This is a genomic window from Shewanella sp. HL-SH2, assembly GCF_051164935.1.
GTDB classification, from domain to species: domain Bacteria; phylum Pseudomonadota; class Gammaproteobacteria; order Enterobacterales; family Shewanellaceae; genus Shewanella; species Shewanella glacialimarina.
In genome coordinates this window covers 789,991-815,933 of sequence record NZ_CP195035.1, presented here as the reverse complement: position 1 = coordinate 815,933, position 25,943 = coordinate 789,991, and the positions used below count along the sequence as shown (strand labels likewise).

Sequence of the window (25,943 nt, the reverse complement as noted above, 5' to 3'; positions counted from 1 at the left end):
TATGCCTGAACTTACCAACACACGTTGAGGCATATAATGACCATCCAATACACCCGCCCTACCCCCGAACAACGCCAGGAACTGCTTAAAGTCGCTGGCGAATCAGATCGTTTAGTTCGTGAAAATGAACGTAAGCAAATCACCACGCTATCGCGGTCCAGAACCTGGGAGCTAGAACGCTTAGGACTGCACCCTATCAGAACCAAACTTGGTGTGAACTCAGTCGCCTGGCTACTTTCAGATTTACTGTGGTTTATCTATCACCCCACACTCACTCAAGCAGTATCAAGTCCCCGTACTACTAGCAAAGCCCAGTTAGGAGCACAAAAATGAATACTCTCTTTCACAATGGACTAACACTGCCGCTTAGTGATGCACATGTATATCAAAGGCGCGGCATCATCCTCGCTTATCGCAATCAAGAACCTTTGCACTTCACTATTCTACGATGTTTAGAAGATAACGAAGTTAAAACATATTTTGGTGCGGCTAGAGTAGATAACGCCCAAGACTTTAAACTCATCATGGATTACGGCGATAAATTCGAGGTCGTAAACTCATGGTACCAATGTCACCAACAGAGATTACAGACGGCATGTTAAACAACAAGCACACCAAACGATCTCTATTTTTACTTAAACGAGGCGACATGGATAAGGCATGGCAAAAAGAAGACAAAGTCGCAGTGCACATAAACGGTATATCAGTATCCCACACTGTGTATTGGATTCGACTAGCTACGCTGATCTTAATGGTAGTGCCATCAAACTGCTTACCTTAATTGTTAGGCAATGGAATGGCTTTAACAATGGCAATCTAACGTGTACTTGGGACCAAATGAAGCCCTACTTCGGGGGCCAAGACACAATGAGAAGTGCCCTAAAGGCACTCATTAAACATAGATTAATCGAAGTCACGGGCACAGGCTCAACATCGAGAAAAGGCGGATTACCACCAGTGCTATACGCGATAACCTGGGAGTCAATAGATGAATATCGTGGACAAGGACAGATGACAACAAAACCGACGTTAAGCCCTATTCGGAATGACTGGCATAAGATTAACGACCATAAGGTTTCAAAATCACCTGTACTAAAAATTGGTGCAAACACCAGCTAGTTAGTCCCAATAATTGGTGTAAACCACCTTTAATTGATAAAAAGCAAACACCAATTACTGGTGTTTGGGTAACTCACGATAAACCAATAATTAACATTTATAATCAACAACTTAAAATAAATTTATGCAATTAAGAGTGCTCAGAGGTTTGTCCCAAAATCTGGTGTGCTTTATATAAGCCATATCCAAACAAAAAATTAACTAACTTTGTGTCAGAGGAATTATAGAAATGTCAGATAAAACATTTACTGCACTAGAACAAATCGAAACCAAAACCTCACAGATTAAAGCCTTAACCATCATTGCCCAAGGCAGTAATATTGAAGAATTAAACTCAGAGGATATCGTGCATTTCTTCAATACTTTAACGGATATGGCCAATGATATTCAAAACAGCCTGGCCACCTTAAGTACCACTCTTAGAGCAAATCAGTAGGCTAATCATGTCAAGAGTGCATTCAGCTAGGGATCGTGATGAATTTGGAGTAATTCTTGATGCCTTGGAACGAAACCACGGACTTAAAGCCCGCTGGCTGGCAGAGTTAACCGCACTATGGGCATTAAGGATTAGTGATTTACTCGCAATTACCACAGCTCAAGTAGATGAATCTTTTAATACTGGTGAATTCACCATTATCGAGACCAAGACTCAAAAAAATAAGGTGATTACCTTAACTCCTCACGCCATTAAATTACTTAATCACATGAGACTGACATTCCCAAACCACATATACCTGTTTGAAAGCCGTCATGGAGGTTCGAGAAAACCATTAAGTCGCAAGACGGCTTGGCGTTGGATGTCACAAGTAGAACCTGACGTCATCAAGTGGCGGCGTAGCTGTGGTCGCTTAGGGGGCGTTAATCTCGGTACTCACTCTTTACGTAAGTCAGGCTCACGATTACGACAGCAAGCGGGTGTGACTTTAGAAGAATTACAGCAATTACTTAACCACAGTAAGCCAGAAACAACCATCAACTATCTGGACAATAACGAACAAGACTTAGTCGATACCTTTGTAGCAGGAGATAAAGCACTCTTTGGAGAGGAGATTAACAATTGAGACAGTTTATAAGTTGCGTCCCAAATTCAAGTTAACACATTGATTTTATTACAGGCTGACATTTACAGTTTTCAGACTAATTTAACCCAAATTACCAACAAGGATAGACAGTTGAATATTGAAGAACGAGAACTAAAAATTATTAGTGATTTTATGGGTAAGAGTGATTGGGATTTAATCCTTTCAACATGGAAAATGGAAGTCGATTATTTCGGAATAAACCTAGATGATTTTTTCATCGAAATCACGTCAAACCATATTGACCCCGAATCGGCAGTAAAAATGTGTTTTCTATGGCAACGCGATCAACTAAAGCAAAGAACAGATGAATTACTTGGTCAATTAAGTAACAGAACAACTTCATTCATAAAAAGAGGAGATTGCCTAAGTAGTGGAGAGCGGAACACTATGACATATCTTTCGAAGGTAAAGCATGATCATGAGCAGGTTATCGCCTTGTTAATAGGTGCTTCGTTACGATCTAGATTTAATCGATACCCAGTTGACCAATGGCCTTCACGCATCGCTATTGAAGCGCTGTACGAGTTAATTCAAAGCTATTGGGATCAAAGTCTAGGCTCAAAGCCGTGGCACTCTGCTTGCTCTAGCGTATTGCCTGTAATAAATCAGGATTATGGCTTCTCAATTAACACACTATCTGGATTAATTCTCTACCTGGCTTCCGAGCATTGCAAGTTACTATCTAAATATAACTTGGTACAAGTTGTTGTGAAGTGATTAGGGAAAGTGGAGTTTGTGACCCGTCACAAACAAATACAAACGTATTTACCGCCTATAGAAGGCGGTAAATACGCATAAATTTGCAAAACCTAGCCTCCTTTAACCCATTTTTTCGCTTAAATAAGGCTAAAAACTACTTTTTAACACCTGATGTTTACAAAGAATGACACTAGATTAATGAAGGTAAACGCCATAATTTAGCCTCGAAATATTGCGTGTATGCGATCCAATTTCATAAAACATATAGCCACCTAAGACTCTGTATTTATAAGGGATACAGCCATTTTGCACACTTAATTCTCACCTCAATAGATAAGGGGGGATGGTCAAATCTCTAGCAGATACAGCTTAGTGACCGCCCCCTTAAGTTAATTTTTACTTGTGACAAATAAGATCTTTTTTCCAAGCCAACAATTAACAATAATACTTATTAAAATCTGTTGGGACCGATTCCAGAGTAAATGACTTTGTATATGTTACTTCATGCTGTCTACTAATTTTGTGTATGTAAACTTAAAACCGTATACGATAAAATAATTAGACTCCTCAATAAAAACAGAAGCATTTGAGCCTGAGGGATACTTTGAAAAAGTCAGGGATGATGACAAGAACACCCGCTGGCAACTCACCATGAAAGCCGCCACGTTGGCGGTAATCTCCCCGTTTTTAGTTGATAACAAAAGTAGAGACTTAATTCACTAGTGCCAGTTTTTGCTTTGCTGGGACACCACTAATTGCTGCATTAGGTCTTTCATTTTTATAAAACCATAGCCATTGTGTCGCATACTTCTGTACCTCGGCAATACTATTCCAAAGATATTGGCTCAACCATTCGTATCGCACAGTCCGATTATAGGGTTCTACATAGGCATTCTGCTGTGGATTGCCTGGCTGAAAATATTTCAGTTCTACATTGTGTTTTTCAGCCCAGGCAGCCAATACCACACTTATATATTCTGGACCATTAGCGCTGCGTATCTGTTTTGGTTTTCCACGCCATTCGATGACTGTTCCAATGTTCTCACAACACGCTCCGCAGGTAAGGAAAAGTCGACCTCTATCGTCAAGCCTTCACGGTTGTAATCATCAATCACGTTCAATAACCTAATGCTGCGACCATCTTCCAATTGATCTTGCATAAAGTACATGGACCAACATTGATTGCCTCTGGCACTGCCAATACGTCCGGTTTATCACGCTTCAAGCGTTTCTTCAGCTTAATCTGTAGGTTCAGACCAACTCGCGGTAAATCCTATACACCCGCTTATTGTTCCATCGGCAGCGTTTTCATTACTGAGTTTTGCTTGATAACGAAACAGATCTCACTGAGCCCAAACAAGGCAAAGGCTATAGTAATGGCTTTATCTTGCACCGCCTTTTGCACCAGCTCAAGCCGACGCGACACTTTTACCACTTCCTCTAATCGCGCCACCATAGAAGCGTCCATGCCACCGAATTTGGCGCGCCATTTGTAGAAGGTCGCAGAGCTCATACCAGCTCACGGCAAAGCCCCGGAACTGTGATGCCAGCTTCGGGCTTCTTAAGGGTTGCTGGGATTTGGCTGTCACTAAATTTTGATGTTTTCATGCAGAATATCCCTTTGTATACATTACGAGAAAATTCTACTTTTGAAATCTACTATTTTTAGGGGGATTACCGCCCAAGCCAGTGTCGACAAGCACTATCAGGCGTTCCTGACGCGAGTCGATGAGATCGATTCCAGTGATTCATACCTATATCGAGTAACCAAGGTAGCATTGTTCGGCAGTTACCTATCAGGGACGGGACCTGTAAGTGATATCGACTTGTTCATTTGGGTATCAAGTAAACTAAAATTTAATACTGATTTTACGAGCATTCGTGAGCAAAAAACCAATGAGATGATAACTGAAGGTCGTCGCTTTAGATATTTAAGCGAAGAACAGCACTGGCCTGAATTGGATGTCAGAAAGTATCTCAAAAACGGTTCAAGAGTCATCAGTATTCAGGGGCATAACGAAGGCTACGAGCAATGTGAACATAAGGTCATCTTTAAAATATCTGCTAATCCCGCCTAAAGTAAAATCTACCTTGTACCTTGAAATCCATTTAGAGTTTGAAGATACCTATATTTTTGAGGGTAAAGACATAGCAACAAAGAGCAAACAACCTTTAGAAAATCCCGCGAAGTGACTAGAGTTAAAAAAATAAATAAAACTAGCCACCAAAAATGGCAATAAAAAACACCAAAACAGTGGCACATAGCACCACTAGTGGCTACAATTGAAAAATTAGGACGTAAAAAGCCACCAATTAGACTGCAATCATAAACGATGGCAATAGGTTTAAATAATGAAATCCGAACAAATCATAAACATAGCAAGATTATCTCTAGCAGGAAAAGAATCCGATGTGCGACTTTACGTCGCAAAGCTCGTAAGATCATTGAGAAAAACTGAACCTGAAACAGCTTCAGCACTAGAAGGACTACTGAAATCTTCACCTGCTAGGGGAAACCCCATAATGCGTAAAGCTGCACCAACAAATGGTGTAATAATAACTCCTTCCACAGATGACGACCTATCACTATTGAAATCTTTCGATGGTATCTTTATCGAAGAACCTCTATTAGATCAATCTATGAGTAATTGCTTAACTCAAATAATTGCTGAAAGACAAGCTTCAGATGTTCTAATAGAAAGAGGGTTAAAACCTACAAGCTCATTAATTTTTCAAGGGCCTCCTGGCGTTGGAAAAACAATAACTGCACGATGGTTATCATCACAACTAGATTTACCATTCTATGTTCTCGACCTAACATCCGTAATGAGTAGTTTTTTAGGTAAAACGGGGAATAATTTAAGAGCTGTTATTGAATTTGCTAAAACCCATCCTTGCGTTTTACTGCTAGATGAAATTGATGCTATAGCAAAGAAACGAAGTGATGAGGCTGATGTTGGTGAATTGAAACGCCTAGTTACAATAATGCTCCAAGAGCTTGAGAATTGGCCTTCAGATGGACTACTAATCGCTGCCACAAATCACCCCGAACTAGTTGATCCTGCTCTGTGGAGGCGTTTTGATATGGAAATATCATTTACTAACCCGTTAGAAGAGCATGTAAAGAAAGCGGTAATCAAATTTTTAGGACCCGATTTAAAGGATTTTGAACCTTGGATTGGGTTACTCGTAGACAGTCTTAACGGTACGTCTTATAGTAATATTAAGCGAACTATTCTCAAACTTCGTAAACTTAAATTATTAAATCCAAAGAATTTTGAAGAAAATGCTTTGGATTATTTGCTACCTGATGTCTCATCTTTAACTAGAACCGAGCGCATAAATCTAGCGGTAAAGTTAGTTTCCGATTTCAATCTACCGAAGCTTAAAGCAGCTAAACTTGCTCAAGTTAGTAGAGACACCATTAGAAAAAAATTAATGAAGCAACTGCATAAGGACATGTGAAATGGCAAAGAAGAATTATCTTATTGGCAAAGCTGAAGTGTTAACTGAATTAAAGGCTCCACCAAAAATGATGCCCCCTGGCGGGAGTTTATATACCTTAAATGAAGTTATTAATAGGCTTGAGGCTCAATTTAGTCATGTTACCAAAGAACTACGCAAGTTAGATGATGATGTATGCCCAAAAGACTATTCTGTAACGAAACTAACACTACATCCATCTTTCATTTCAAAAGGCCATTTCCCAAAAAGTCTCCTCCGACAAATGGGGGTTCATTCTGTCGGAAGTAAAGCTACAGAAGTAAAACCAGATAAATGGACAAGAAAAGGTGAACCTAAACTTTCACCATCTACAGCCATCTTCATTGCGGGTAAAAGAGAGCAATTAGCTAGCTTTGGGCAAAACTTAAAAAATATGACTGATGATACACCTGGCGCAGATGATCTTATTCGGGTGTGGAGTTTAGAAAATATAACTCCAGAGTCAAAAATTAAGAAAGGGCTTCACGATACCAAAGGATATTTTGAAGCTGGAGTTCAACTTATTCCTGATAGTCCATCTGAGTTTGTAAAGTCTTCCTTCTTACGATACGCAAAACAACTAGGTTTTGTTGTCAATGAAGAGCTAGCGATAGAGATTTCAAACCTATGGTTTGTTCCTATCAAAGGCAGCCAGGATAAACTTAAAAAGCTAGCAGAACACTCTTTTATTAGAGTTATAAGGCCGATACCGCAACTTAGATCGTTTCAACCACTAGTGCGGGGGCTGCCAATAGCCTCAACGGCAATACTTCCTACTGAACCGCCTTATGCCTCAGACGTCCGGGTAGCAATTTTAGATGGAGGATTACCGAAATTTCACGCATTAACACCCTGGGTAAATGATTATAAAATATCAGATTCAAAAGCAACTGATCATGTAGGCGGCCCACAGCATGGTTTAGGCGTGACATCTGCATTTCTTTTTGGACCTCTTTCACAAGGAAAAGAAGCTTCTCGCCCATATTCTTATGTAGACCACCATCGAGTCCTGGATAGCCTAATCGCGACTGAAGATCCATTGGAGCTATATAGAACACTTGCCCATATTGAAGATATTTTATTATCTAGACAATATGAATTTATAAATATTAGTTTGGGTCCAAACCTTCCAATTGAGGATGATGAAATACACCCTTGGACATCATTGATAGACACATACCTAGCAGAAGGCGATACATTTTTAACAATAGCAGCTGGTAATAACGGCGAAAATGACCAAGCTATGATGCTAAACCGCATTCAAGTTCCTTCAGATTGCGTAAATGCTATAGCCGTTGGTGCTGCGACAACGAATAAAAAAGAATGGACCCGAGCGTCATACAGTGCAGTAGGACCGGGAAGATCGCCAGGAAGAGTAAAGCCTGACCTTTTAGCATTTGGTGGTTCTTCTACAGACTATTTTCACGTTATCAATGATTCCAATCCTGCACAGCTAATTCCTCAATGTGGAACTAGTTTCTCTGCACCCTATTTATTGCGACAAGCAGTAGGTATTAGGGCCATATTAGGCTATAGCATTTCTCCATTAGCGATTAAAGCACTACTTATTAATAGTGCAGAAAAAGCAGGCCACGACCAATGTGATGTTGGATGGGGTAAAGTATCAGATGATATCGGACACCTTATAGAGTCTCCCGATGGTGTGGCTAAAATTTTATATCAAGGCGAATTATTGCCTGGAAAATATTTACGAGTCCCACTGCCAATTCCAATATCAGGTATTACAGGCAAAGTGAAGATTAAAGCCACCTGCTGTTTTTCAACCCCCGTTGATCCACAAGATACTTCAATGTACACAAAAGCTGGTGTAGAAATATCTTGGAGACCAAATAAGGATAAAAAACCTGAGGCATTTTTTAAGCAAGTTAAAATTGCAACTGAAGCAGAGCTGAGGCGTGATGCTGCCAAATGGGAATCGGTCTTACATGAAGATAAAAATAAATTTGGTGATAAGCTTAATTCTCCAGCATTTGAAATACATTATATGGCAAGAGATAGCGGTGGTGGTATAAGCGGCTCAAAAGCACCTATAATAAAATATGCTTTTGTAGTTACCTTAGAGGCAGCTAAACATAAAAATATATTTTCCGATATTTTAGAGGCTTATTCAGAGATTCTTACTGAAATCGAACCAAGAATTTCTACTCCAGTGAAAATTTCAATATAAGTCAACTCCAGTTATCGAAAGGGTTGTGCTGGCAACTTCTTTCGAAACTGTGGTGTTCACTCTGTACTGAACAACTTACACAAAAGGTGGGCAAAATGGTGGGCAAAAGTTTATATAAAAACAAAATCAAACAGAAAACCCTTTAATATCAACATTTAAATAGTAAAAATCAACAAGCAGATCCAAAACGTTGAGTAATGTTTTAGCGGTCACGCTAAAACACTAAACACCTTACTAAAGTCTCATTAAGTGAGGCTTTTTTATTTAACCTCAGTTCGGGTTAAGAGATGAATAAACGGTATTGAAATAGTCAAAATTCAACTGTTTACCCTCAAACTTGAGCTTTGCGCTGTTAACAAGGCGAATTTATGCGTCAATAGCGAGCTATTGCAAATGAGTTCAACGCAGTTAGCGGGAGCAAAGATCTGTTTGATATGCATTTATTATCCCGAGCTGAGGTTATTTACTAATATCCATAAAAAACTATACCCTCAACCGCCAAATATCGAAGGTTTCCTGGCACAACTGTTCTCTAAAGTCTGGATGAGCGATATCGATTAAAGCGCGGGCACGTTCACGCAGTGATTTACCCCGCATGTTGGCAATACCATATTCGGTGACAATGTAATGTACATGGGCACGGGTAGTGACGACCCCTGCGCCAGGAGATAACACTGTCGCAATCCTTGAAATAGTGCCTTTAGCTGCAGTGCTCGGCAGGGCAATAACCGATCGCCCTCCTTCAGAAAGTGCTGCCCCGCGAATAAAGTCCATTTGACCGCCTACACAGGAGTAGATACTTGTGCCTAGCGAGTCGGCGCAGACCTGACCTGATATATCCACCTGTAAGGCGGAATTTATTGCCATAACATTAGGATTTTTACGAATAATAGCCGTGTCGTTAACCTGTTCAATATCCATGAAAATCACTGATGGATTATCATCAACAAAATCATAAAGTCTCTGGCTACCTAAAGCAAAACCTGTCACCAGTTTGTCTGGATGCACCTTCTTACGGCTATTATTAATGGCGCCACTCTCAACCAGGTTTAATACCCCATCGGAAAATAGTTCGGTATGGACACCAAGGTCATGATGCTCTGTAAGGCAAGAGAGTACCGCATCAGGAATCGAGCCTATGCCCATTTGCAAGCAGTCACCATCGCGCACCAGCTTGGCAACATTTTTACCTATGCCTGAGCTAATCGGGTCACTTACTGCTAATGGATGTTGTGGTAATACCATACTTTGCTCATACACGGCTGCAAATTTCTGGTAATGAACAAACCCATCACCATGAGTACGGGGCATCATGGGATTAATATGTGCGATGATTTTACCGGCCATTTGGCATGCTGCCAACGTTGCTTCAACCGAAATACCCAGTGAACAAATACCATGTTTATCTGGCGGCGATACCTGAATAATAGCGGTGTCAATATGCTGTTCACCGGAACGAAACAGTTTAGGAACTTCAGAGAGAAATATCGGTACGTAGTCCGCATCACCTTGTTGCAACAACAAGCGTGTTGGCACGCCACCGAAAAAACAACGATGACGAAGATGAGCCTTCAATCTTGGGTCACTTAATGACTCAGCGCCCTCAGTATGAAGCTGCAATAAAGTTAAATCATGCCGATTTAACGCGTGAACAGCCAATGCATCGAGTAATAGCTTGGGTGTCGCGCCCATAGAGTGGGTCCAGATTGTTTCACCATTTTCAATTAAAGAAACAGCTTCTAAAGCAGTATTACAAATAATTGGGGGCATTAAGTTTACCTAGGTAATGGCTCTGTTTTCAGTGTAAGGGCTAATTTAAAACTTTAATAGCCCCTAACAAAACCCATTATTAGAAAGTTGATCTTAAGCACGGGTTATAACAATTTAACTCGGAATGCACAGACATGAAGAGTTTAAACTCGAACTAATTAGCCTTAAAACTGAAGCGTTTTGATGTGAAGATTTTTATGCACAATAGTGTTTGAAACGGTATCAACTAATACAAATATTTTAGCGATAGGCATAAAAAAACCTGCCGCGGCAGGTTTTAATTAATACTTAACGAGCACTAATAACAGTATTAGATATCCATACAGCTTTTAAGCTTATTCATGGCATTTTTTTCTAACTGTCTTATACGCTCAGCTGATACTTGGTAAGTATTAGCCAGCTCTTGTAGGGTCGTTTTATCATCATCTAACCAGCGAGAACGAAGAATATGCTGACTACGCTCGTCTAAGGTTTTAATGGCTAATAATAAACGGTCCTGCGAGTCAGACTCCCAGTTGTCGTCTTCAATATTTTGCGCAATATCTGAAGCGTGATCTTGCAAATACAATGCTGGCGCATAATCGGTTGTGTCGTCGTCACTGTCATTGGTCAAATCAAAGGCAGGATCTTGCGCTGCCATCCGAGATTCCATTTCCGTCACGTCTGATCTAGAAACACCTAAGTTTTCGGCCACCATTGAGACTTCTTCATCGCTGAACCAGCCTAAACGTTTTTTAGATTTGCGAATATTGAAGAATAGTTTGCGTTGTGCTTTGGTGGTAGCCACTTTCACAATACGCCAGTTTTTCAACACGTATTCATGAATTTCGGCTTTAATCCAATGCACTGCAAATGAGACTAGACGTACACCAACATCAGGATCAAAACGTTTTACCGCTTTCATCAAACCAACATTGCCTTCTTGAATTAAATCCGCCTGTGGTAGCCCGTAGCCAGAATAACCTTTGGCGACGTGTGCAACAAAACGAAGATGCGACATAATAAGTTGTTTAGCCGCTTGAAGATCGCCGGTTTCTTGTAAACGCTTGGCGAGATCAAACTCAGTCTTAGCATCTAACATCTCAATTTTAGATACTGACCGAATATAAGCTTCTATGCTACCACTGCTTTGCGGTAACGCTAGCGCCATTGATTGCGTTTGATTAGTCATTCGCTCTCCTACTGCTTTAATAAAATCATGCTACAAAATCTTTGAATACAATGAAATAGATTAAAAAATTCACAAGACGTTAGCTGATAAACTTCATATTATTAAGACATCTTATGTCCAATAAAGTTCATCCGAGCCGTTATTTAACCCGTTAACGTACTACTTTGCAAGTAAACTAAGTTTCATTTACTTACTTTGCATAGATTATCTCAATCGGTTAATCCTGTTACCGTTAACATCTATGCTAAGTTTACTGCTGGTCGGCGATATATTTACGACGGCTCTATTTTACGAAGATGCTGCCGCACTGATAAATAAGATCCTAACCAGCCTAAAAATGATGCCAGTAAAACCAATTGACCCAGTTCAGCAAAAGTCAGTGCCTGTAAACTTAATTCGCTACCATATAGTCCCATTAAGTCAGCTAGCGCACTATCTAAGTACCAGACTAATAAATTAATAATTATCCACGCTAAAAGTCCACCAATGACGCCATACCATATGCCGGTATATAGAAACGGCCGCTGAATAAAGGCTTCTGTCGCGCCGACTAATTTCATAATTTCAATTTCGGTACGACGATTCATAATAGCCAGTCGAATGGTATTACCTATTACCAATATCACCGCCAGTACTAATAATGCCGCGATTGCCAATACGGTTTTCTCCAGCAAGCGCACCATGGCTTGTAAACGCTCTAACCATTCAATATCTAAACGACCAAAACTGACCTCAGGTTCACGTTCAAGTTTACGTAGTAATTCTCGCGCACCTGTTGGACTAGAATATTTAAGTGACGGTGTAACCGTTACCACTGCGGGTAGTGGGTTTTCGTCCAGGTAAGATAAAGCCTCACCAAAACCAGATAGACGCTGAAATTCTTCTAAGGCTTGATCTCGGCTGATATAGTCAATCGACTCGACTTCTCGAAACACTTTAATGCGTGAAATTAAGCTTTGAATAGACTGCTCGCTGCGTCCTTCATTGATAAACAGTGATATCTCCGCGGCGCTATTCCAAGATTGAGTGATATTTTCTGCATTTTTAACCAACACCTGCAATGCTGCAGGTAAGCTTAAACTGACCCCAAGAACGGCCATTGTCATGATTGAAGACACTGGCGTACGCCATAATTCTCCCATACTCGACATGCCTTGTTGAACATGACGAATAAAAAACATCACGATTCGCCCACTCATAGGTAGCTTGCTTTGGGTAATGCTATTTTGTTTAGCCATTAGTCTTCTCCCCCCGAGCTAGAATGAGACTCACCGCCAATCATTCTTCCCTGTTTTAGGGTAAAGGTACGATATTTCATCCGTGCGATGAGTCCCAAGTCGTGGGTCGCAATTAACACGCTGGTACCAGCATCATGAAAGGTTTCAAATAACCTTAAAATATCCATAGACAGCTTTGGGTCTAAGTTACCTGTTGGCTCATCGGCTAATAAAATAGGTGGCTTATTCACAATCGCGCGGGCAATACCTACCCTTTGCTGCTCGCCACCAGATAACATAATGGGGCTATGACGCTCTTTGCCATATAGCCCAACCATGTCTAACGCACCTGCAACACGCTTTTTTATTTCACCATGGGAAAAGCCTTCAATCACTAATGGCAATGCCACATTATCGAAAACACTTTTGTCCATTAATAGGTGATGATTTTGAAAAATCATCCCTATATTACGACGTAAATAAGGCACGTGTTTAGCACTGACATTGGCAATGTCATGGCCATTAATCGCCACCCGACCTGCTGATGCACGCTCAATAACGGTGATCAATTTAAGCAAGGTACTTTTACCTGCACCAGAGTGACCGGTTAAAAAAGCCATCTCACCTTGACGAAGATGAAAATTCACATCCAGTAAGGCTTTTTGCCCGCCGGGATAGACTTTGCTGACCTGCTCAAATTGGATCATGTTCTGTTATTCTGCCTTTTCTTGACTAAATAATGCTTCGATAAAATCATTGGCATTAAAAGTACGTAAATCATCAATTTGTTCGCCGACACCAATGTGACGAATGGGGATATTAAACTTGTCTGCTATGGCGAAGATTATTCCGCCTTTGGCTGTGCCGTCTAATTTACTTAAGGTAATACCTGTCACACCTACTGCTTCTTGAAATAGTTGTGCCTGGCTAATCGCATTTTGCCCTGTACTAGCATCTAAGGTTAACATCACTTCATGGGGAGCATTGATGTCGAGTTTTTTCATCACTCGAACCACTTTTTTCAACTCTTCCATTAAGTGGCTTTTATTCTGTAGACGGCCAGCAGTATCTGCAATTAGCACATCGACTTTACGCGCCTTAGCAGCTTGAAGTGCATCAAAAATAACTGAAGCACTGTCGGCACCTGTGTGCTGTGCAACAACTGGAATATTATTGCGCTGCCCCCAGACTTGTAGTTGCTCAACAGCGGCTGCCCGAAAAGTATCACCAGCAGCTAACATGACAGATTTGCCTTGTTTTTGATACTGTTTTGCCAATTTACCAATGGTCGTTGTTTTACCTACACCATTAACACCTACCATTAAAATAACAAATGGCCCCTCAGCATGATCAGGCACCAAAGGGATAGCTACAGGGGCTAACATTTTGTGCATTTCATCACGCATAAGATCATACAGCGCTTCTGCATTTTTAAGCTGTTTACGTGATGCTTGCTCAGTGAGGCTTTTAATTAACTTAGTAGTAGTTTCAACACCCACATCGGCGATTAACAGCTGTTCTTCAAGCTCTTCAAATAAATCGTCATCGATTTTTTTGCCACTAAACAAACCAATGAATCCAGAACCAATATTTTCACTGGTACGCATCAAACCACGTTTTAAGCGCGCAAACATGCCTTCTTTTTTAGGCTTGTCTTGGGGTTCTGGCTCAACTTGGGTAACAACACCTTGTGCATTATCTTCCGCAACTTGAGCTTCAGCGGCGACTATTCTAGCTTCTTCGGCAGCTTGAGCCTCAGCGGCGACTATTCTAGCTTCTTCGGCAGCTTGAGCTTCAGCAGCAATTATTTTAGCCTCTTCTGCAGCTTGAGCCTCAGCGGCGACTATTCTAGCTTCTTCGGCAGCTTGAGCTTCAGCGGCAATTATTTTAGCCTCTTCTGCAGCTTGAGCCTCAGCGGCGACTATTCTAGCCTCTTCGGCAGCTTGAGCTTCAGCGGCGACTATTCTAGCTTCTTCGGCAGCTTGAGCTTCCGCAGCAATTATTTTAGCCTCTTCTGCAGCTTGAGCCTCAGCGGCGACTATTTTAGCCTCTTCGGCAGCTTGCGCTTCAGCGGCAATTATTTTAGCCTCTTCGGCAGCTTGCGCTTCAGCGGCAATTATTTTAGCCTCTTCTGCAGCTTGCGCTTCAGCGGCAATTATTTTAGCCTCTTCTGCAGCTTGAGCTTCAGCGGCAATTATTCTAGCCTCTTCGGCAGCTTGCGCCTCAGCGGCAATTTTTGCATCACTCGCTTGCGCTTGAGTAGCATCATCTTGAATACTTTCTTGAGCAACGTCTTGGACGACTTCTTTGGAGGTTTCAACTACCTCTTGCTCGTTCTTGTCTTTACGAAACCACGAGAAAAAACCTTTCTTTGCCATGTTTACTACCAGTGCTCAATATAAAATAAGTTCAATTACAGCGATTTTTTTACGCCAATATGGGTTATTGGAGAATACTCAGTATTTTGGTTGAGTTTAATATAAAATATCAGCTGTTTAGGGTGAGCATAGTCTACCACTTTCTTTTTCTTTGTTCAGACAAAATCACGGGGAACACATGGCACGACAAAATAGCAGTAGTGGGCAGGTCAGAATTATTTCTGGACAATGGCGTTCTCGTAAGCTGCCGATCCATGATTTAGAAGGCTTACGCCCTACCACAGACCGTGTGCGTGAAACCCTATTTAACTGGCTATCGGTTGATATTCGGGGCGCTCGAGTATTAGATTGTTTTGCCGGAAGCGGAGCATTAAGCCTAGAGTCGTTATCACGTCATGCCGAATTTGCGTTAATGTTTGAATTACAAAAAAGTGCCGCCAACCAACTGACCAAAAATCTGCACACCCTTAACTGCATCAATGCCAAAGTGATTAATGGTGATAGTTTGCAGTTATTGGCTAAAGGAACAGATCAAGGTTTTGATGTGGTTTATATTGACCCTCCCTTTCGTAAAGGTTTGGCCAAACAGACTATTGAATTATTAATGGCCCATAGTTGGTTAAATAACGATGCACTCATTTATCTTGAAACTGAAACCGATCTTACTGATCTGGTTATTCCCTCAAGCTGGTTACCACTGAAACAAAAAACAGCGGGGCAAGTGAGTTACCGTTTGTATGCTTATCAACCAGTACCATAAACTCACTCAACACCGTTAAGCACACTTTAAATAATCATCCATAAAAAAAACCTCGTTCACTTGAACGAGGTTTTTTATTCAGTAGCCTAAGCCAAGTTACTTTTTAGGGTAAGGATGGGCGACACCTTTATGGCAATCAACACAGGTTTTTCTGTCTTCGGGTGCTTTTTTGAAATTATTTTCATGCATTTTTTTCGCCATTTTCTTCATGCCTTCAGGCTGATTTTCATATATACGAGTATGGCAATGGCGACAGTTAGCTGAATCATTAGATTTGAAATACTTTAATGCTAGGTCCGCTTGTTCTTTACGGTTTTCATCTAACCATGCTTGAGTATTGAAATCATCTATCATGATAAAACCGTATAAATCTTTAGAAACGATGATTTTTTTGATCAAGTAATCAACTGGGCCATGGGGTAAATGGCAATCTTGGCATTGCACTGTTACACCTGCATTGCCACCACCATGAGCTGACGCTAATACTTCATCCTTTAAAGAATGGTTACTGTGGCAAGACATACAGAAAGCATCTGTACTTGTTGCATGTAAGGTTTGCTGAGTTGCAAAATAGCCAACTACACCTAAAATCACACCGACTAAAATCAGTACGATAATGGAATATTTTGTGCTTGGTTTAAATAGGGTTCGCCAGTTCATCACACATCTCCGTTTTACAACATTTTATATATTATTAATTTTGAGTAAGTGTAGAGTGTTGTGGCACGAAAAAAGCTGATATGCCTCTAGATTTAGGTAATAGGTAGAATTCATCACTTAAACTTTGAAGCTGATCAATAATTGACTAACTATTACTCACTCAAACCTTAAACTAAACTTAATACAACGGAGGTTGCTTAACAACAAGACACGAAATATCAACAGTATAATTGCAACACAGATCTCATTTTATGCCATGACCCGCTAATTTAATTATTTATGTTGAGCCAAAATATGCTGTTTTTCACGGGCTAGTATAAGCATCTTCCAGCCACCCCACAGCATTATCCCCCCACCTACAAGGATCATGGCGTAAATGATTTGTTGATCCGCCAACATAGGTAAAAAGTTTTTATCAAAGCCAGCAAATATGCCATACAAGCCTAAGCCAAACAGAAGGCTGCCTGGAAAATCAATAATGGCAATCATCAGCATTTTACGATCAATCGCTTTTAGTTGTGTTAGTAGCAGATCTGACATAACAATTTCATCCTTAAATTAAAAAATTAACATAGCAATAAAAACAATCTGTTATCAACAAGTTTATTTGTTTTATGTTTCATCTGCCTTATAACATGGGAGGGTAACGTAATGATTAAAACATGCCTCCTTCATTTTTAATTCTTAACATAGGGTTTCACGTATCTTATTGCCCACAGTTAAGCTACAAAATGCCATAAATGCAAAAAGTCTTCCGAAGAAGACTTTTTATTATGTAAGCCTGTCAAAAACCTACTGGTAAACCGGTAAAATATCCGCCATGGCCAACAAGTGACACGTTGCCGTTAATGCCCCAAATAACACCACAATAATGATCAACATATTGCCTCCTGGTACTTTAAAGCTTCGGCTATTTGGATAGAGCTGACGGGTTTTATAAGCCAATAGTGCAGGTACAATAACCGCCCAAATGGTTGCGGCTAAAGCTGCAAAACCGATAGCCATTAAAAAACCATTAGGAAAGAGTAACCCTAATACTGTTGGTGGAATAAACGTAATTGCTGCGGTTTTTAATCGACCAGTACGTGAATCATCAAAACCAAATAAATCAGCTAGGTAATCGAATAAGCCTAATGTCACCCCTAAGAAAGATGAAGCAACCGCTAAGTTGGCAAACAAGGTCAGTACGCGTGATAAATTTTCGCTGGCGATGGATTCAGATAAGGCCGCCACTAATACCCCCATATTACCGCCTTGGGCAATAATATCTGAGAACATAGCACGAGAAATATTACCCATAGTGACCACTAACCAACAGGCATAAATCACCAAGGCAATGGTTGTGCCTAGTACGATAGCTTTTACAATGGTTTTGGCATCTTTACCGTAATATTTAACCAGACTGGGTACATTACCATGGTAACCAAAACTGGCCAGGCCAAATGGCAATGCAGCTAACATATAAGGCAAGTATCGAGCTTCACCATCAGGCTCAAACAATCGACTTGGATCTATTTCAATTAATAAGTTACCCGTAGCTAAGAAAAAAGTGATCACCATACCACCAAGCATAATGGTGGTAATGCGATCAACGGCTTTAGTGCTGATTAACACAATAAGTGCAAGCACCAACGCAAACACTAATCCGGCGATACTTTGCGGTAAGCTGATGCCAATGGCCTGCAGACTATGATTAACAATCGAGCCACCGCCACTAATATAAGCGTAAGTTAGGATGTACAACACAAAAGCAATTGATAACCCATTGACTATTCTACCAAATTGCCCAAGCGTATCACGCGTTAACGTGTCAAAACTGGCCCCAGGCTCAAAATGTAAATTGGCTTCCAGTAATAGTAAACCAGACATCAGCATACAAAACCAAATACCTACTAACATCAGTACAGAATAACTAAACCACATACCTGCCCCGACCACGGGTAACGAGAACATTCCCGCGCCGACAGTCGTACCAGCAATAATCATTGCCCCACCAATAAGAGACTTACTTTTGGGGCTATTTTTAGCCGCATTCATGTGGTTTGCCATTAATTTAAATGCTCCGCGTTTACGCTATCTTGAATGGTTTGTCGCACTGATGGACGTAATAATCCATTCGCGTGGTCGCGTATACGAAACACTTCATCTAATGGCTCACGACTGCATAAATAACCTAGCTCTTTTAGTTTCACGCTCAGGGTATTGTACAATTTTTTATCGTAGAACTCTGGTGCAGTAATACCGTGCAACGCCCCTAACCTTTGGGCCAATAAATGGCTGTCTCGTTCAAGCTCAGCACGCTCTAATTCAGGTTTGATCCCTAGCAAATTAAAGATAATTGCATAACGCTGTAATGTTTCACTGACGGTTTCAGCTAATAGCTCTAACTGGGTGATATTCGCTTGGACAACAACACAACGTTTATCACCACTAATTAAATTCTCCTCAACCATTTGATCAAGCACTAAATCAACATAAGCGGGAAGATCAGCAATACCCATAAATAATTCTGCTTTCATCAGCGGGTAAAAGTCCTCAACCACTGCCAGAATTTGTTCACGATTACATTCTTCATAGCGCACTAAACAACTGGCAATTAAGGAAGGAATAATCATGATATGAATAATGTTATTACGATAATAACTCAAGGTAATAGCGTGGTTAGGGTCAATTGCGACAATGTCCCCTAGTGGGTCTTTTTCTAAGGTAAATTTATTGAGTGATAAGCAATGCTTAACAATGGATGGACCATCACCTTCTGCAACCGATGCATAGTCGGAATAAGGTGCTTGTTTTAACAACTTTAAATAGAAATTTAGCTGACGCTCAAGCTGATGACGTTCTAACGCATTTTGCTCTGAGGCTAATAACACTAAACTAGTTAGCGTGACTGAACTTGCCGCTGCTGCGCCATTAATGTTGGTCATCACTTGATTGGCTAGAAGATTAACTGCTGGCGTAACCCATGATGGTTTCTGGTCTGGATCTTTGGCAATTTCTTCACGCCAATCAGGAGATTGTTGTTTCAAAAAGTTTTGTAAATTGATTGGCTCGCCAAAGTTTACGTAACCCTGGCCAAAATTACCCAGCTTACGAATAGCACCAAATACCTGCCAAAGCGATTCCTTCTCTTTTTTCTTACCACTTAATTCTTTATGGTAAGTAGCCACTTCCATCACGTGGTCATAACCGAGATAAACAGGCACTAACGTCACCGGCCGCTCAATACCACGCAGCACACTGTTAATTGTCATGGCTAACATACCGGTTTTAGGTGCAAGCAATCTACCAGTGCGTGAACGACCACCTTCGGTAAAGTATTCAACGGCGTAGCCCTTAGCAAACAGTTGATCTAAATACTCACGAAAAATAGCGGTATACAGTTTGTTGCCATTAAAACTACGGCGAATGAAAAATGCACCACCACGACGGAACATTGGGCCTGCAGGCCAGAAGTTTAAGTTGATACCGGCTGCAATGTGCGGCGGCACCATACCTTGGTAATACAAAATATAAGACAGCAGTAAATAGTCCATGTGGCTGCGATGACAAGGCACATATACAATTTCATGACCGTCATGATGCAGTTGGCGCACTTGCTCAGCGCCTTTGATGTTAATACCACTGTATAGCTTATTCCATAACCAGGTGAGAAAACGCTCAGCAATACGTACTAAACTATCTGAATAGTCGGCCGCGATTTCGTCCAGATACTCAATCGCAGTTTCACGCGCTTTCTCTTTGGAAATCTTCTTGTTTGCCGCTTCTTCTTCAATGGCCTTATTGATCGATTCAGACTTTAATAACGAAGCAAACAGAGCTTGACGGTTAGGCAGTTGTGGTCCAGTCATGACTTTACGTTGACGGCGAAAATGTACCCGAGCCACCCGAATTAATTTATGGGCAATGGCTTCATCAGTACCATGTTCATCGGCTAAATAGCGTAATGACATTGCGTTAGAGAACTGCACAAAACTATGGCGACCTAGAAATAGAATCATTAACCATTTACGTAACCAGGTTGGATTCTCACGTTCAAGCACAGCAGCTTTCATCGTGTCATCTTCTTTGCCTGGAGTACGGCCCCAGTAAAGACTTACTGGCACAAGTTGAATATCTAATTCAGGCTGCTGACGGTGGAGCGCTAATAAACTGGTAAAACAGTTTAAAAACTTCTCACCACCCTCACGCTTACCAATAATAGGCTTTCGCCCCTCTAAACAAACAACTCGTGGCACTTTCATACCATCAAGTTGTAATGGCGCATAAGGACTTGGTAAGCCTAAGCCTTGGGTCATTTCGCTTAATGCTGCAGTGTCACTGATCGACTCTGTCTTCATGACATAAACAATGGGCTTGTCTGGATCGAAGTTTAGATCTGCAAATGGGTCATGTGGCACAACTATCGTTTGCACCATCAGCTTTTGCACCCTACGCAGCAGTCTAAGCATGATTGAATCTGGTTTTGACATAATAATATTCGCAATAAAGCCCTTTTAATATGGGCGCATAGGATACCAGAAACTGGTTACCTTTCACTATAGGCTGTACACATCAAACAATGCTTTTAAATTCAAGAACAAATAAATTGAAGCATGCAATTGATACATATAATAAAAAAAACATTTCAAATAATAAAATTAAAAAATAATTGGTGAATACTTGCGCAAACACAAACACTGTATATAATGACAGTTACTGTATAGAAAGACAGGAAATAACATGAGACCCTTAACACCACGCCAAGCTGAAATTTTAGAGCTTATTAAAAACAATATCTCTGAAACTGGTATGCCACCTACTCGTGCAGAAATCGCTACACGCTTAGGTTTCAAAAGCGCAAATGCCGCAGAAGAGCATTTAAAAGCCTTGGCTAAAAAAGGGTTTATTGAAATCATGCCCGGCACATCCCGTGGAATACGATTAACCCAAGAAGATGAACCCGAAGAAGCAGGTTTACCTTTAATTGGACAAGTCGCTGCAGGTGAACCTATTTTAGCGCAAGAGCATGTAGAACAATACTATCAAGTTGATCCTAATATGTTTAAACCTGCCGCAAACTTTTTGTTAAGGGTTCGCGGTGACAGCATGAAAAACATCGGCATTTTAGAGGGTGATTTACTCGCCGTTCATAAAATACAGCAAGCCAGAAATGGCCAGGTCGTTGTTGCTCGTGTTGAAGATGATGTGACAGTGAAACGTTTTGAGAAAAAAGGCAATGTCGTATATTTGCACGCTGAAAATGAAGCGTATGCACCTATCGAAGTCGATTTAAGTTACCAAAGCCTCACTATTGAAGGGCTTGCAGTTGGTGTAATTCGTAATGGAGAATGGTTATGAACAAACTAATGGGTACATCCCCTCGTCATCCTGGTTTATGGGTAGATTTGCCAACTGCAGATATTAATTTAGCGCAGCCTATCACCACACTCCAAACCGAAACCAATGGTAAAGTGGAACTCAGTCAATATGCTAGCCAATTGGCACAACTAAGCCTGCAAGGTCGTTGGATTGTGCTAATTAATCCCGCCAATATCAATTATAAACAGATGTTAGCTAGTGCTGGGGTAAGAATGGACCGCGTATTGTTAGTACATGCAAAGGATGAAATTGAAACACTTTGGGCAATGGAAAAAGCATTAACCAGTGGTACATCAAGTGCCGTTATTTCATGGACTCAACCTTTAGATGCACGCGACAGTCGCCGATTAGAGTTAGTCGCAAAAAGTGCCCGAGCATTAGGTGTCGTTATTGAAGATGTAAGCACTCACTTAGGCACTAATTTGGCAACTAAAGCGATTATTTCAAATCAAAATAATGCTGTTAAAACAATTAATTTCACTTCATTTCATTAGTACTAAACGCCGTGTTTACTGAGCCCTGTCTATGTACAGGGCTTTTTTATGCAAACTTTCAGTTAATTAGCTATAAAAGTGATCTTGATCAATGTTTAATCTACAAGTAATGTATTTAACAGGGTTGAAACATTTTTAACCTAATTGAAACGCTACAGTCTAGATTTTATCTGACAGATAAAAGCGTCAAATCAGAATTGATAGGTTCAGTTGTAGGTGCCAGCGTGGTGCACATAAATACAAATCCGTAAGCCTTACACGCTTACAACCACCAGGGTACTTTGAAGTCATCAAGCTTTTTTGGGAACCGAAGAGTTTACATAGAGCAGAGACTTACTGTGTGACTCTTCTTTGTAGTTGCTATTCGCAATTGGCAGAGGAGAAGTCTTGTGAAGCAATGGTTGTATTGTGTAATGGCGGTGTTACTGGCACCTCCACTTGGGGCAAACGAAATGCCCCTCAACATGACAAAGGGTGTAACGAATATCAGTGGCCAGGTTTATGACCTCCATATGATTATTCTTTATATTTGCTGTGCTATTGGTGTTGTGGTGTTCGGGATCATGATTTATTCAATGATCTATCATCGTAAATCCAAAGGCGCGGTCGCGGCAAATTTTCATGAAAGTACCAAAGTAGAAATTGCTTGGACCGTGATCCCATTTGTTATTTTAATTGGTATGGCCATTCCAGCCACTAAAACCCTTATCGCTATGGAAGATCCGTCTGACGCGGACTTAACCATTAAGATCACTGGTTCGCAGTGGAAATGGCATTACAGTTATTTTAATGAAGATGTCGAGTTCTATAGCATTTTATCCACTCCTCGCACCCAAATTGACGGTGATGAAACTAAAAGCGCAACCTACTTATTAGAAGTAGATAAACCTTTGGTACTGCCTCTCAATCGGAAAGTGCGTTTTTTAATGACATCAGATGATGTTATCCACTCTTGGTGGGTTCCAGCTTTTGCGGTTAAAAAGGATGCTAACCCAGGCTTTATTAACGAAGCTTGGACACGAATTGATAAAGCAGGAACTTACCGTGGTCAATGTGCTGAATTATGCGGCAAAGACCATGGATTTATGCCTATTGTGGTTCAGGCGTTGCCTGAAGCGGAATATGATGCGTGGCTTTTAGACCAAAAACAGCTTGCCAATAATGCAGCTGCCGCGGCTCAAGCAGCCTTGTCAGAAACTCTTTCAAAAGAAGAGTTAATGACCAAAGGCGAACAAATTTACCTCTCTACATGTGCAGCATGTCACCAACCTAATGGTGCAGGCTTACCCGGTGTATTCCCATCTCTTATTGGCAGCCCACTCATTAAGGGGCCTGTCGATGGCCATATTAATATTGTGCTTAATGGTAAGCCTGGAACAGCAATGCAATCATTTGCAAAACAGTTAACCGCCAAAGATATTGCCGCGGTTGTCACCTATGAGCGTAATGCTTGGGGGAACGACTCCGGTGATGTTATTCAGGCTGTTGATGTAAGCAATGTTGCCAGTGGTATTAATGCAGCAGAACCTAATCAAGCAAATACCAGCACTCAAGCAGTTGTATCTGCCGATCCATCTGAGCAAGTCAATGCTGCAGTTACCAAAGCTGTCGACATTGTCGCCGAGGTGAAAGAGGTAGATTTGACGGAATTAACTTATGAGCAGTTAATGACCGAAGGTCTACAGGTATACACATCGTCTTGTGCTGCTTGTCATCAAGCAACAGGTGCTGGTTTACCTGGTGCGTTCCCATCATTGATTGGTAGTCCCATAATTACTGGCCCTGTTGATGCGCATATCAATATCGTTCACAACGGTAAACCTGGTACCGCGATGCAAGCTTTCGCCAGTTCATTATCACCACGCCAAATGGCAGCGGTGATCACTTACGAGCGTAATGCATGGGGTAACAATTCAGGCGATACGGTGCAAGCAGCCGATGTCAATAGCCATGGACAGTAGGGGATAATTAATGAGTACATCTACGCACGATACTGCAGTCCATGACGACCATCATCATGGTGCCCCTAAGGGCATTATGCGCTGGCTGCTAACCACTAACCATAAAGACATTGGCTCTTTGTATTTATGGTTTAGTTTTATTATGTTTCTAACTGGCGGTGCCATGGCAATGGTGATCCGCGCTGAGTTATTTCAACCAGGCTTACAACTAGTTGAACCTAACTTTTTCAATCAAATGACCACAGTTCATGGCCTTATCATGGTATTTGGTGCTGTTATGCCAGCCTTTACCGGCTTAGCTAACTGGCTAATACCTATGATGATTGGTGCGCCAGATATGGCATTACCTCGCATGAACAACTGGAGCTTTTGGATTTTACCCTTCGCCTTTACCATGTTACTTAGCACATTATTTATGGAAGGCGGTGGACCTAACTTTGGTTGGACATTCTACGCACCGTTATCTACCACCTACAGTCCAGATAGCACAGCACTGTTTGTGTTCTCGATACACATTATGGGGATTAGCTCGATTATGGGCGCAATCAACGTGATTGTGACCATAGTTAATATGCGCGCACCAGGAATGACATGGATGAAGTTACCTTTATTCGTGTGGACATGGCTTATTACTGCATTCTTGCTGATTGCGGTAATGCCAGTACTGGCTGGTGTGGTCACCATGGTGTTAACCGATAAATACTTCGGCACCAGCTTTTTTGATGCCGCAGGTGGTGGCGACCCTGTTATGTTCCAGCATATTTTCTGGTTCTTTGGTCATCCTGAAGTGTACATCATGATTTTACCGTCATTCGGTATTATCTCTGCCATTGTGCCCGCCTTTAGCCGTAAGAAGCTATTTGGGTACTCGTCAATGGTATATGCGACCGCCAGTATTGCGGTGCTGTCATTCTTAGTGTGGGCACATCATATGTTCACCACGGGTATGCCGGTATTTGCAGAGCTGTTCTTCATGTACTGCACCATGCTGATTGCCGTACCAACGGGTGTAAAAATATTTAACTGGGTAGCAACCATGTGGCGCGGTTCTTTAACGTTTGAAACGCCCATGCTGTTTGCTATCGCCTTTATTATTTTGTTCACTATTGGCGGTTTCTCAGGGTTAATGCTGGCCATTACACCGGCAGATTTCCAGTACCATGACACCTATTTTGTGGTGGCTCATTTCCATTACGTACTGGTTACTGGGGCAATATTTTCCATTATGGCCGCTGCTTACTATTGGCTACCTAAGTGGACCGGTCATATGTACAACGAAACCTTAGGTAAATGGCATTTCTGGTGCTCGGTCATTTCGGTTAACGTGCTGTTTTTCCCAATGCATTTCTTAGGACTTGCTGGTATGCCACGTCGAATTCCTGATTACGCAATTCAGTTTGCCGACGTTAACCAGATTGTATCAATTGGTGGATTTGCCTTTGGATTGTCTCAGTTTATTTTCTTAGCCGTAGTGCTTAAATGCATTAAAGGTGGTGAAAAAGCACCAGATAAACCATGGGAAGGTGCTGAAGGATTGGAATGGACCCTTCCGAGTCCTGCTCCATATCACTCGTTTACTACCCCACCAGAGATAAAATGA

General features: G+C 41.2%; 23 protein-coding genes and 1 pseudogene. 14 read left to right on the top strand and 10 right to left on the bottom strand.

The window, feature by feature from the left end; translation table 11 throughout:
- The first annotated feature begins 36 nt into the window (after positions 1-36).
- The 6 genes from ACRWP9_RS03520 to ACRWP9_RS03495 all read left to right on the top strand — a co-directional run bounded on the left by ACRWP9_RS03520 (position 37) and on the right by ACRWP9_RS03495 (position 2,918).
- The gene (locus ACRWP9_RS03520; protein ID WP_011494777.1) at positions 37-333 is read left to right on the top strand and encodes an AlpA family phage regulatory protein; all 297 of its coding nucleotides are present in this window, start codon (positions 37-39) and stop codon (positions 331-333) included.
- On the top strand, positions 330-602 hold the full coding sequence (locus ACRWP9_RS03515; RefSeq protein ID WP_434927874.1) for a hypothetical protein: 273 nt from the start codon (positions 330-332) through the stop codon (positions 600-602). The genes ACRWP9_RS03520 and ACRWP9_RS03515 overlap by 4 nt, the downstream gene beginning before the upstream one ends.
- Before the next feature lie 58 nt (positions 603-660).
- Positions 661-1,119, top strand: a complete 459-nt coding sequence (locus ACRWP9_RS03510; protein ID WP_434927873.1) for a hypothetical protein — start codon at positions 661-663, stop codon at positions 1,117-1,119.
- 229 nt (positions 1,120-1,348) lie between these two features.
- Positions 1,349-1,555, top strand: a complete 207-nt coding sequence (locus ACRWP9_RS03505) for a hypothetical protein (protein WP_434927872.1) — start codon at positions 1,349-1,351, stop codon at positions 1,553-1,555.
- A 7-nt stretch (positions 1,556-1,562) separates the two neighbouring features.
- Positions 1,563-2,180 carry a tyrosine-type recombinase/integrase gene (locus ACRWP9_RS03500; protein ID WP_434927871.1) on the top strand — a complete coding sequence of 206 codons (618 nt, stop codon included), beginning with the start codon at positions 1,563-1,565 and terminating at the stop codon, positions 2,178-2,180.
- A gap of 111 nt (positions 2,181-2,291) precedes the next feature.
- Positions 2,292-2,918: a hypothetical protein gene (locus ACRWP9_RS03495; protein WP_434927870.1), complete on the top strand. Its 627-nt coding sequence runs from the start codon at positions 2,292-2,294 to the stop codon at positions 2,916-2,918.
- Between the two features lie 693 nt (positions 2,919-3,611).
- Here ACRWP9_RS03495 and ACRWP9_RS03490 read toward each other — a convergent pair.
- Positions 3,612-4,508, bottom strand: a pseudogene (locus ACRWP9_RS03490) (IS3 family transposase).
- 41 nt (positions 4,509-4,549) lie between these two features.
- Here ACRWP9_RS03490 and ACRWP9_RS03485 point away from each other — a divergent pair.
- The 3 genes from ACRWP9_RS03485 to ACRWP9_RS03475 all read left to right on the top strand — a co-directional run bounded on the left by ACRWP9_RS03485 (position 4,550) and on the right by ACRWP9_RS03475 (position 8,571).
- Positions 4,550-4,978 carry a nucleotidyltransferase domain-containing protein gene (locus ACRWP9_RS03485; protein WP_434927868.1) on the top strand — a complete coding sequence of 143 codons (429 nt, stop codon included), beginning with the start codon at positions 4,550-4,552 and terminating at the stop codon, positions 4,976-4,978.
- A 274-nt stretch (positions 4,979-5,252) separates the two neighbouring features.
- On the top strand, positions 5,253-6,365 hold the full coding sequence (locus ACRWP9_RS03480; protein ID WP_434927867.1) for an AAA family ATPase: 1,113 nt from the start codon (positions 5,253-5,255) through the stop codon (positions 6,363-6,365).
- Between the two features lies 1 nt (position 6,366).
- A complete protein-coding gene (locus tag ACRWP9_RS03475) occupies positions 6,367-8,571 on the top strand; it encodes a S8 family peptidase (protein WP_434927866.1) in 2,205 nt (734 codons plus the stop codon).
- Between the two features lie 483 nt (positions 8,572-9,054).
- Here ACRWP9_RS03475 and ACRWP9_RS03470 read toward each other — a convergent pair whose 3' ends face one another.
- The 5 genes from ACRWP9_RS03470 to ftsY form a co-directional block, all read right to left on the bottom strand.
- Positions 9,055-10,341, bottom strand: a complete 1,287-nt coding sequence (locus ACRWP9_RS03470) for an acetyl-CoA hydrolase/transferase family protein (protein WP_434927864.1) — start codon at positions 10,339-10,341, stop codon at positions 9,055-9,057.
- A gap of 310 nt (positions 10,342-10,651) precedes the next feature.
- Positions 10,652-11,512 (bottom strand): RNA polymerase sigma factor RpoH, encoded by an 861-nt coding sequence (gene rpoH, locus ACRWP9_RS03465; protein ID WP_434927863.1) that lies wholly within the window; start codon positions 11,510-11,512, stop codon positions 10,652-10,654.
- Positions 11,513-11,784: 272 nt separating this feature from the next.
- Positions 11,785-12,750 (bottom strand): permease-like cell division protein FtsX, encoded by a 966-nt coding sequence (gene ftsX / locus ACRWP9_RS03460; RefSeq protein WP_434927862.1) that lies wholly within the window; start codon positions 12,748-12,750, stop codon positions 11,785-11,787.
- A complete protein-coding gene (gene ftsE / locus ACRWP9_RS03455; RefSeq protein ID WP_434927861.1) occupies positions 12,750-13,436 on the bottom strand; it encodes a cell division ATP-binding protein FtsE in 687 nt (228 codons plus the stop codon). The genes ftsX and ftsE overlap by 1 nt, the downstream gene beginning before the upstream one ends.
- Positions 13,437-13,442: 6 nt before the next feature.
- On the bottom strand, positions 13,443-15,107 hold the full coding sequence (ftsY, locus tag ACRWP9_RS03450) for a signal recognition particle-docking protein FtsY (RefSeq protein ID WP_434927859.1): 1,665 nt from the start codon (positions 15,105-15,107) through the stop codon (positions 13,443-13,445).
- A 178-nt stretch (positions 15,108-15,285) separates the two neighbouring features.
- On the opposite strand from ftsY, the gene rsmD reads away from it, so the two are divergent.
- Complete coding sequence (rsmD, locus tag ACRWP9_RS03445) at positions 15,286-15,867, top strand: 16S rRNA (guanine(966)-N(2))-methyltransferase RsmD (protein ID WP_434927857.1); 582 nt, start codon at positions 15,286-15,288, stop codon at positions 15,865-15,867.
- A 96-nt stretch (positions 15,868-15,963) separates the two neighbouring features.
- On the opposite strand, the gene ACRWP9_RS03440 is transcribed toward rsmD, so the two are convergent.
- The 4 genes from ACRWP9_RS03440 to plsB form a co-directional block, all read right to left on the bottom strand.
- Positions 15,964-16,527, bottom strand: coding sequence for a NapC/NirT family cytochrome c (locus ACRWP9_RS03440; protein WP_434927856.1), 564 nt, complete (start codon positions 16,525-16,527; stop codon positions 15,964-15,966).
- Positions 16,528-16,800: 273 nt separating this feature from the next.
- A complete protein-coding gene (locus ACRWP9_RS03435) occupies positions 16,801-17,067 on the bottom strand; it encodes a hypothetical protein (RefSeq protein WP_226411884.1) in 267 nt (88 codons plus the stop codon).
- A gap of 252 nt (positions 17,068-17,319) precedes the next feature.
- Complete coding sequence (gene mtr, locus ACRWP9_RS03430) at positions 17,320-18,576, bottom strand: tryptophan permease (protein WP_434927854.1); 1,257 nt, start codon at positions 18,574-18,576, stop codon at positions 17,320-17,322.
- Positions 18,576-20,999 carry a glycerol-3-phosphate 1-O-acyltransferase PlsB gene (gene plsB, locus ACRWP9_RS03425; RefSeq protein ID WP_434927853.1) on the bottom strand — a complete coding sequence of 808 codons (2,424 nt, stop codon included), beginning with the start codon at positions 20,997-20,999 and terminating at the stop codon, positions 18,576-18,578. Before plsB ends, mtr begins: the two co-directional genes overlap by 1 nt.
- 250 nt (positions 21,000-21,249) lie before the next feature.
- Between plsB and lexA the strand changes: the two genes are divergently transcribed.
- From lexA to ctaD, 4 genes are all read left to right on the top strand, one after another.
- Complete coding sequence (gene lexA, locus ACRWP9_RS03420; protein ID WP_434927852.1) at positions 21,250-21,867, top strand: transcriptional repressor LexA; 618 nt, start codon at positions 21,250-21,252, stop codon at positions 21,865-21,867.
- Complete coding sequence (locus ACRWP9_RS03415; RefSeq protein ID WP_434927850.1) at positions 21,864-22,382, top strand: cell division inhibitor SulA; 519 nt, start codon at positions 21,864-21,866, stop codon at positions 22,380-22,382. Before lexA ends, ACRWP9_RS03415 begins: the two co-directional genes overlap by 4 nt.
- Positions 22,383-22,771: 389 nt before the next feature.
- Positions 22,772-24,343, top strand: coding sequence for a cytochrome c oxidase subunit II (coxB, locus tag ACRWP9_RS03410; protein WP_434927848.1), 1,572 nt, complete (start codon positions 22,772-22,774; stop codon positions 24,341-24,343).
- A gap of 10 nt (positions 24,344-24,353) precedes the next feature.
- Positions 24,354-25,943, top strand: a complete 1,590-nt coding sequence (ctaD, locus tag ACRWP9_RS03405; RefSeq protein ID WP_434927847.1) for a cytochrome c oxidase subunit I — start codon at positions 24,354-24,356, stop codon at positions 25,941-25,943.

Bases quoted from the DNA above. Each gene is read 5' to 3' on its own strand.
- ACRWP9_RS03510 (WP_434927873.1), top strand. From the start codon at position 661: ATGGCAAAAAGAAGACAAAGTCGCAGTGCACATAAACGGTATATCAGT.
- ctaD (WP_434927847.1), top strand. From the start codon at position 24,354: ATGAGTACATCTACGCACGATACTGCAGTCCATGACGACCATCATCAT.
- ACRWP9_RS03440 (WP_434927856.1), bottom strand. From the start codon at position 16,527: ATGAACTGGCGAACCCTATTTAAACCAAGCACAAAATATTCCATTATC.
- ACRWP9_RS03500 (WP_434927871.1), top strand. From the start codon at position 1,563: ATGTCAAGAGTGCATTCAGCTAGGGATCGTGATGAATTTGGAGTAATT.
- ftsY (WP_434927859.1), bottom strand. From the start codon at position 15,107: ATGGCAAAGAAAGGTTTTTTCTCGTGGTTTCGTAAAGACAAGAACGAG.
- ACRWP9_RS03505 (WP_434927872.1), top strand. From the start codon at position 1,349: ATGTCAGATAAAACATTTACTGCACTAGAACAAATCGAAACCAAAACC.
- lexA (WP_434927852.1), top strand. From the start codon at position 21,250: ATGAGACCCTTAACACCACGCCAAGCTGAAATTTTAGAGCTTATTAAA.
- ACRWP9_RS03480 (WP_434927867.1), top strand. From the start codon at position 5,253: ATGAAATCCGAACAAATCATAAACATAGCAAGATTATCTCTAGCAGGA.
- ftsX (WP_434927862.1), bottom strand. From the start codon at position 12,750: ATGGCTAAACAAAATAGCATTACCCAAAGCAAGCTACCTATGAGTGGG.
- ACRWP9_RS03515 (WP_434927874.1), top strand. From the start codon at position 330: ATGAATACTCTCTTTCACAATGGACTAACACTGCCGCTTAGTGATGCA.
- ACRWP9_RS03470 (WP_434927864.1), bottom strand. From the start codon at position 10,341: ATGCCCCCAATTATTTGTAATACTGCTTTAGAAGCTGTTTCTTTAATT.
- ACRWP9_RS03520 (WP_011494777.1), top strand. From the start codon at position 37: ATGACCATCCAATACACCCGCCCTACCCCCGAACAACGCCAGGAACTG.
- ACRWP9_RS03435 (WP_226411884.1), bottom strand. From the start codon at position 17,067: ATGTCAGATCTGCTACTAACACAACTAAAAGCGATTGATCGTAAAATG.
- ftsE (WP_434927861.1), bottom strand. From the start codon at position 13,436: ATGATCCAATTTGAGCAGGTCAGCAAAGTCTATCCCGGCGGGCAAAAA.
- ACRWP9_RS03415 (WP_434927850.1), top strand. From the start codon at position 21,864: ATGAACAAACTAATGGGTACATCCCCTCGTCATCCTGGTTTATGGGTA.
- ACRWP9_RS03475 (WP_434927866.1), top strand. From the start codon at position 6,367: ATGGCAAAGAAGAATTATCTTATTGGCAAAGCTGAAGTGTTAACTGAA.
- rpoH (WP_434927863.1), bottom strand. From the start codon at position 11,512: ATGACTAATCAAACGCAATCAATGGCGCTAGCGTTACCGCAAAGCAGT.
- rsmD (WP_434927857.1), top strand. From the start codon at position 15,286: ATGGCACGACAAAATAGCAGTAGTGGGCAGGTCAGAATTATTTCTGGA.
- plsB (WP_434927853.1), bottom strand. From the start codon at position 20,999: ATGTCAAAACCAGATTCAATCATGCTTAGACTGCTGCGTAGGGTGCAA.
- mtr (WP_434927854.1), bottom strand. From the start codon at position 18,576: ATGGCAAACCACATGAATGCGGCTAAAAATAGCCCCAAAAGTAAGTCT.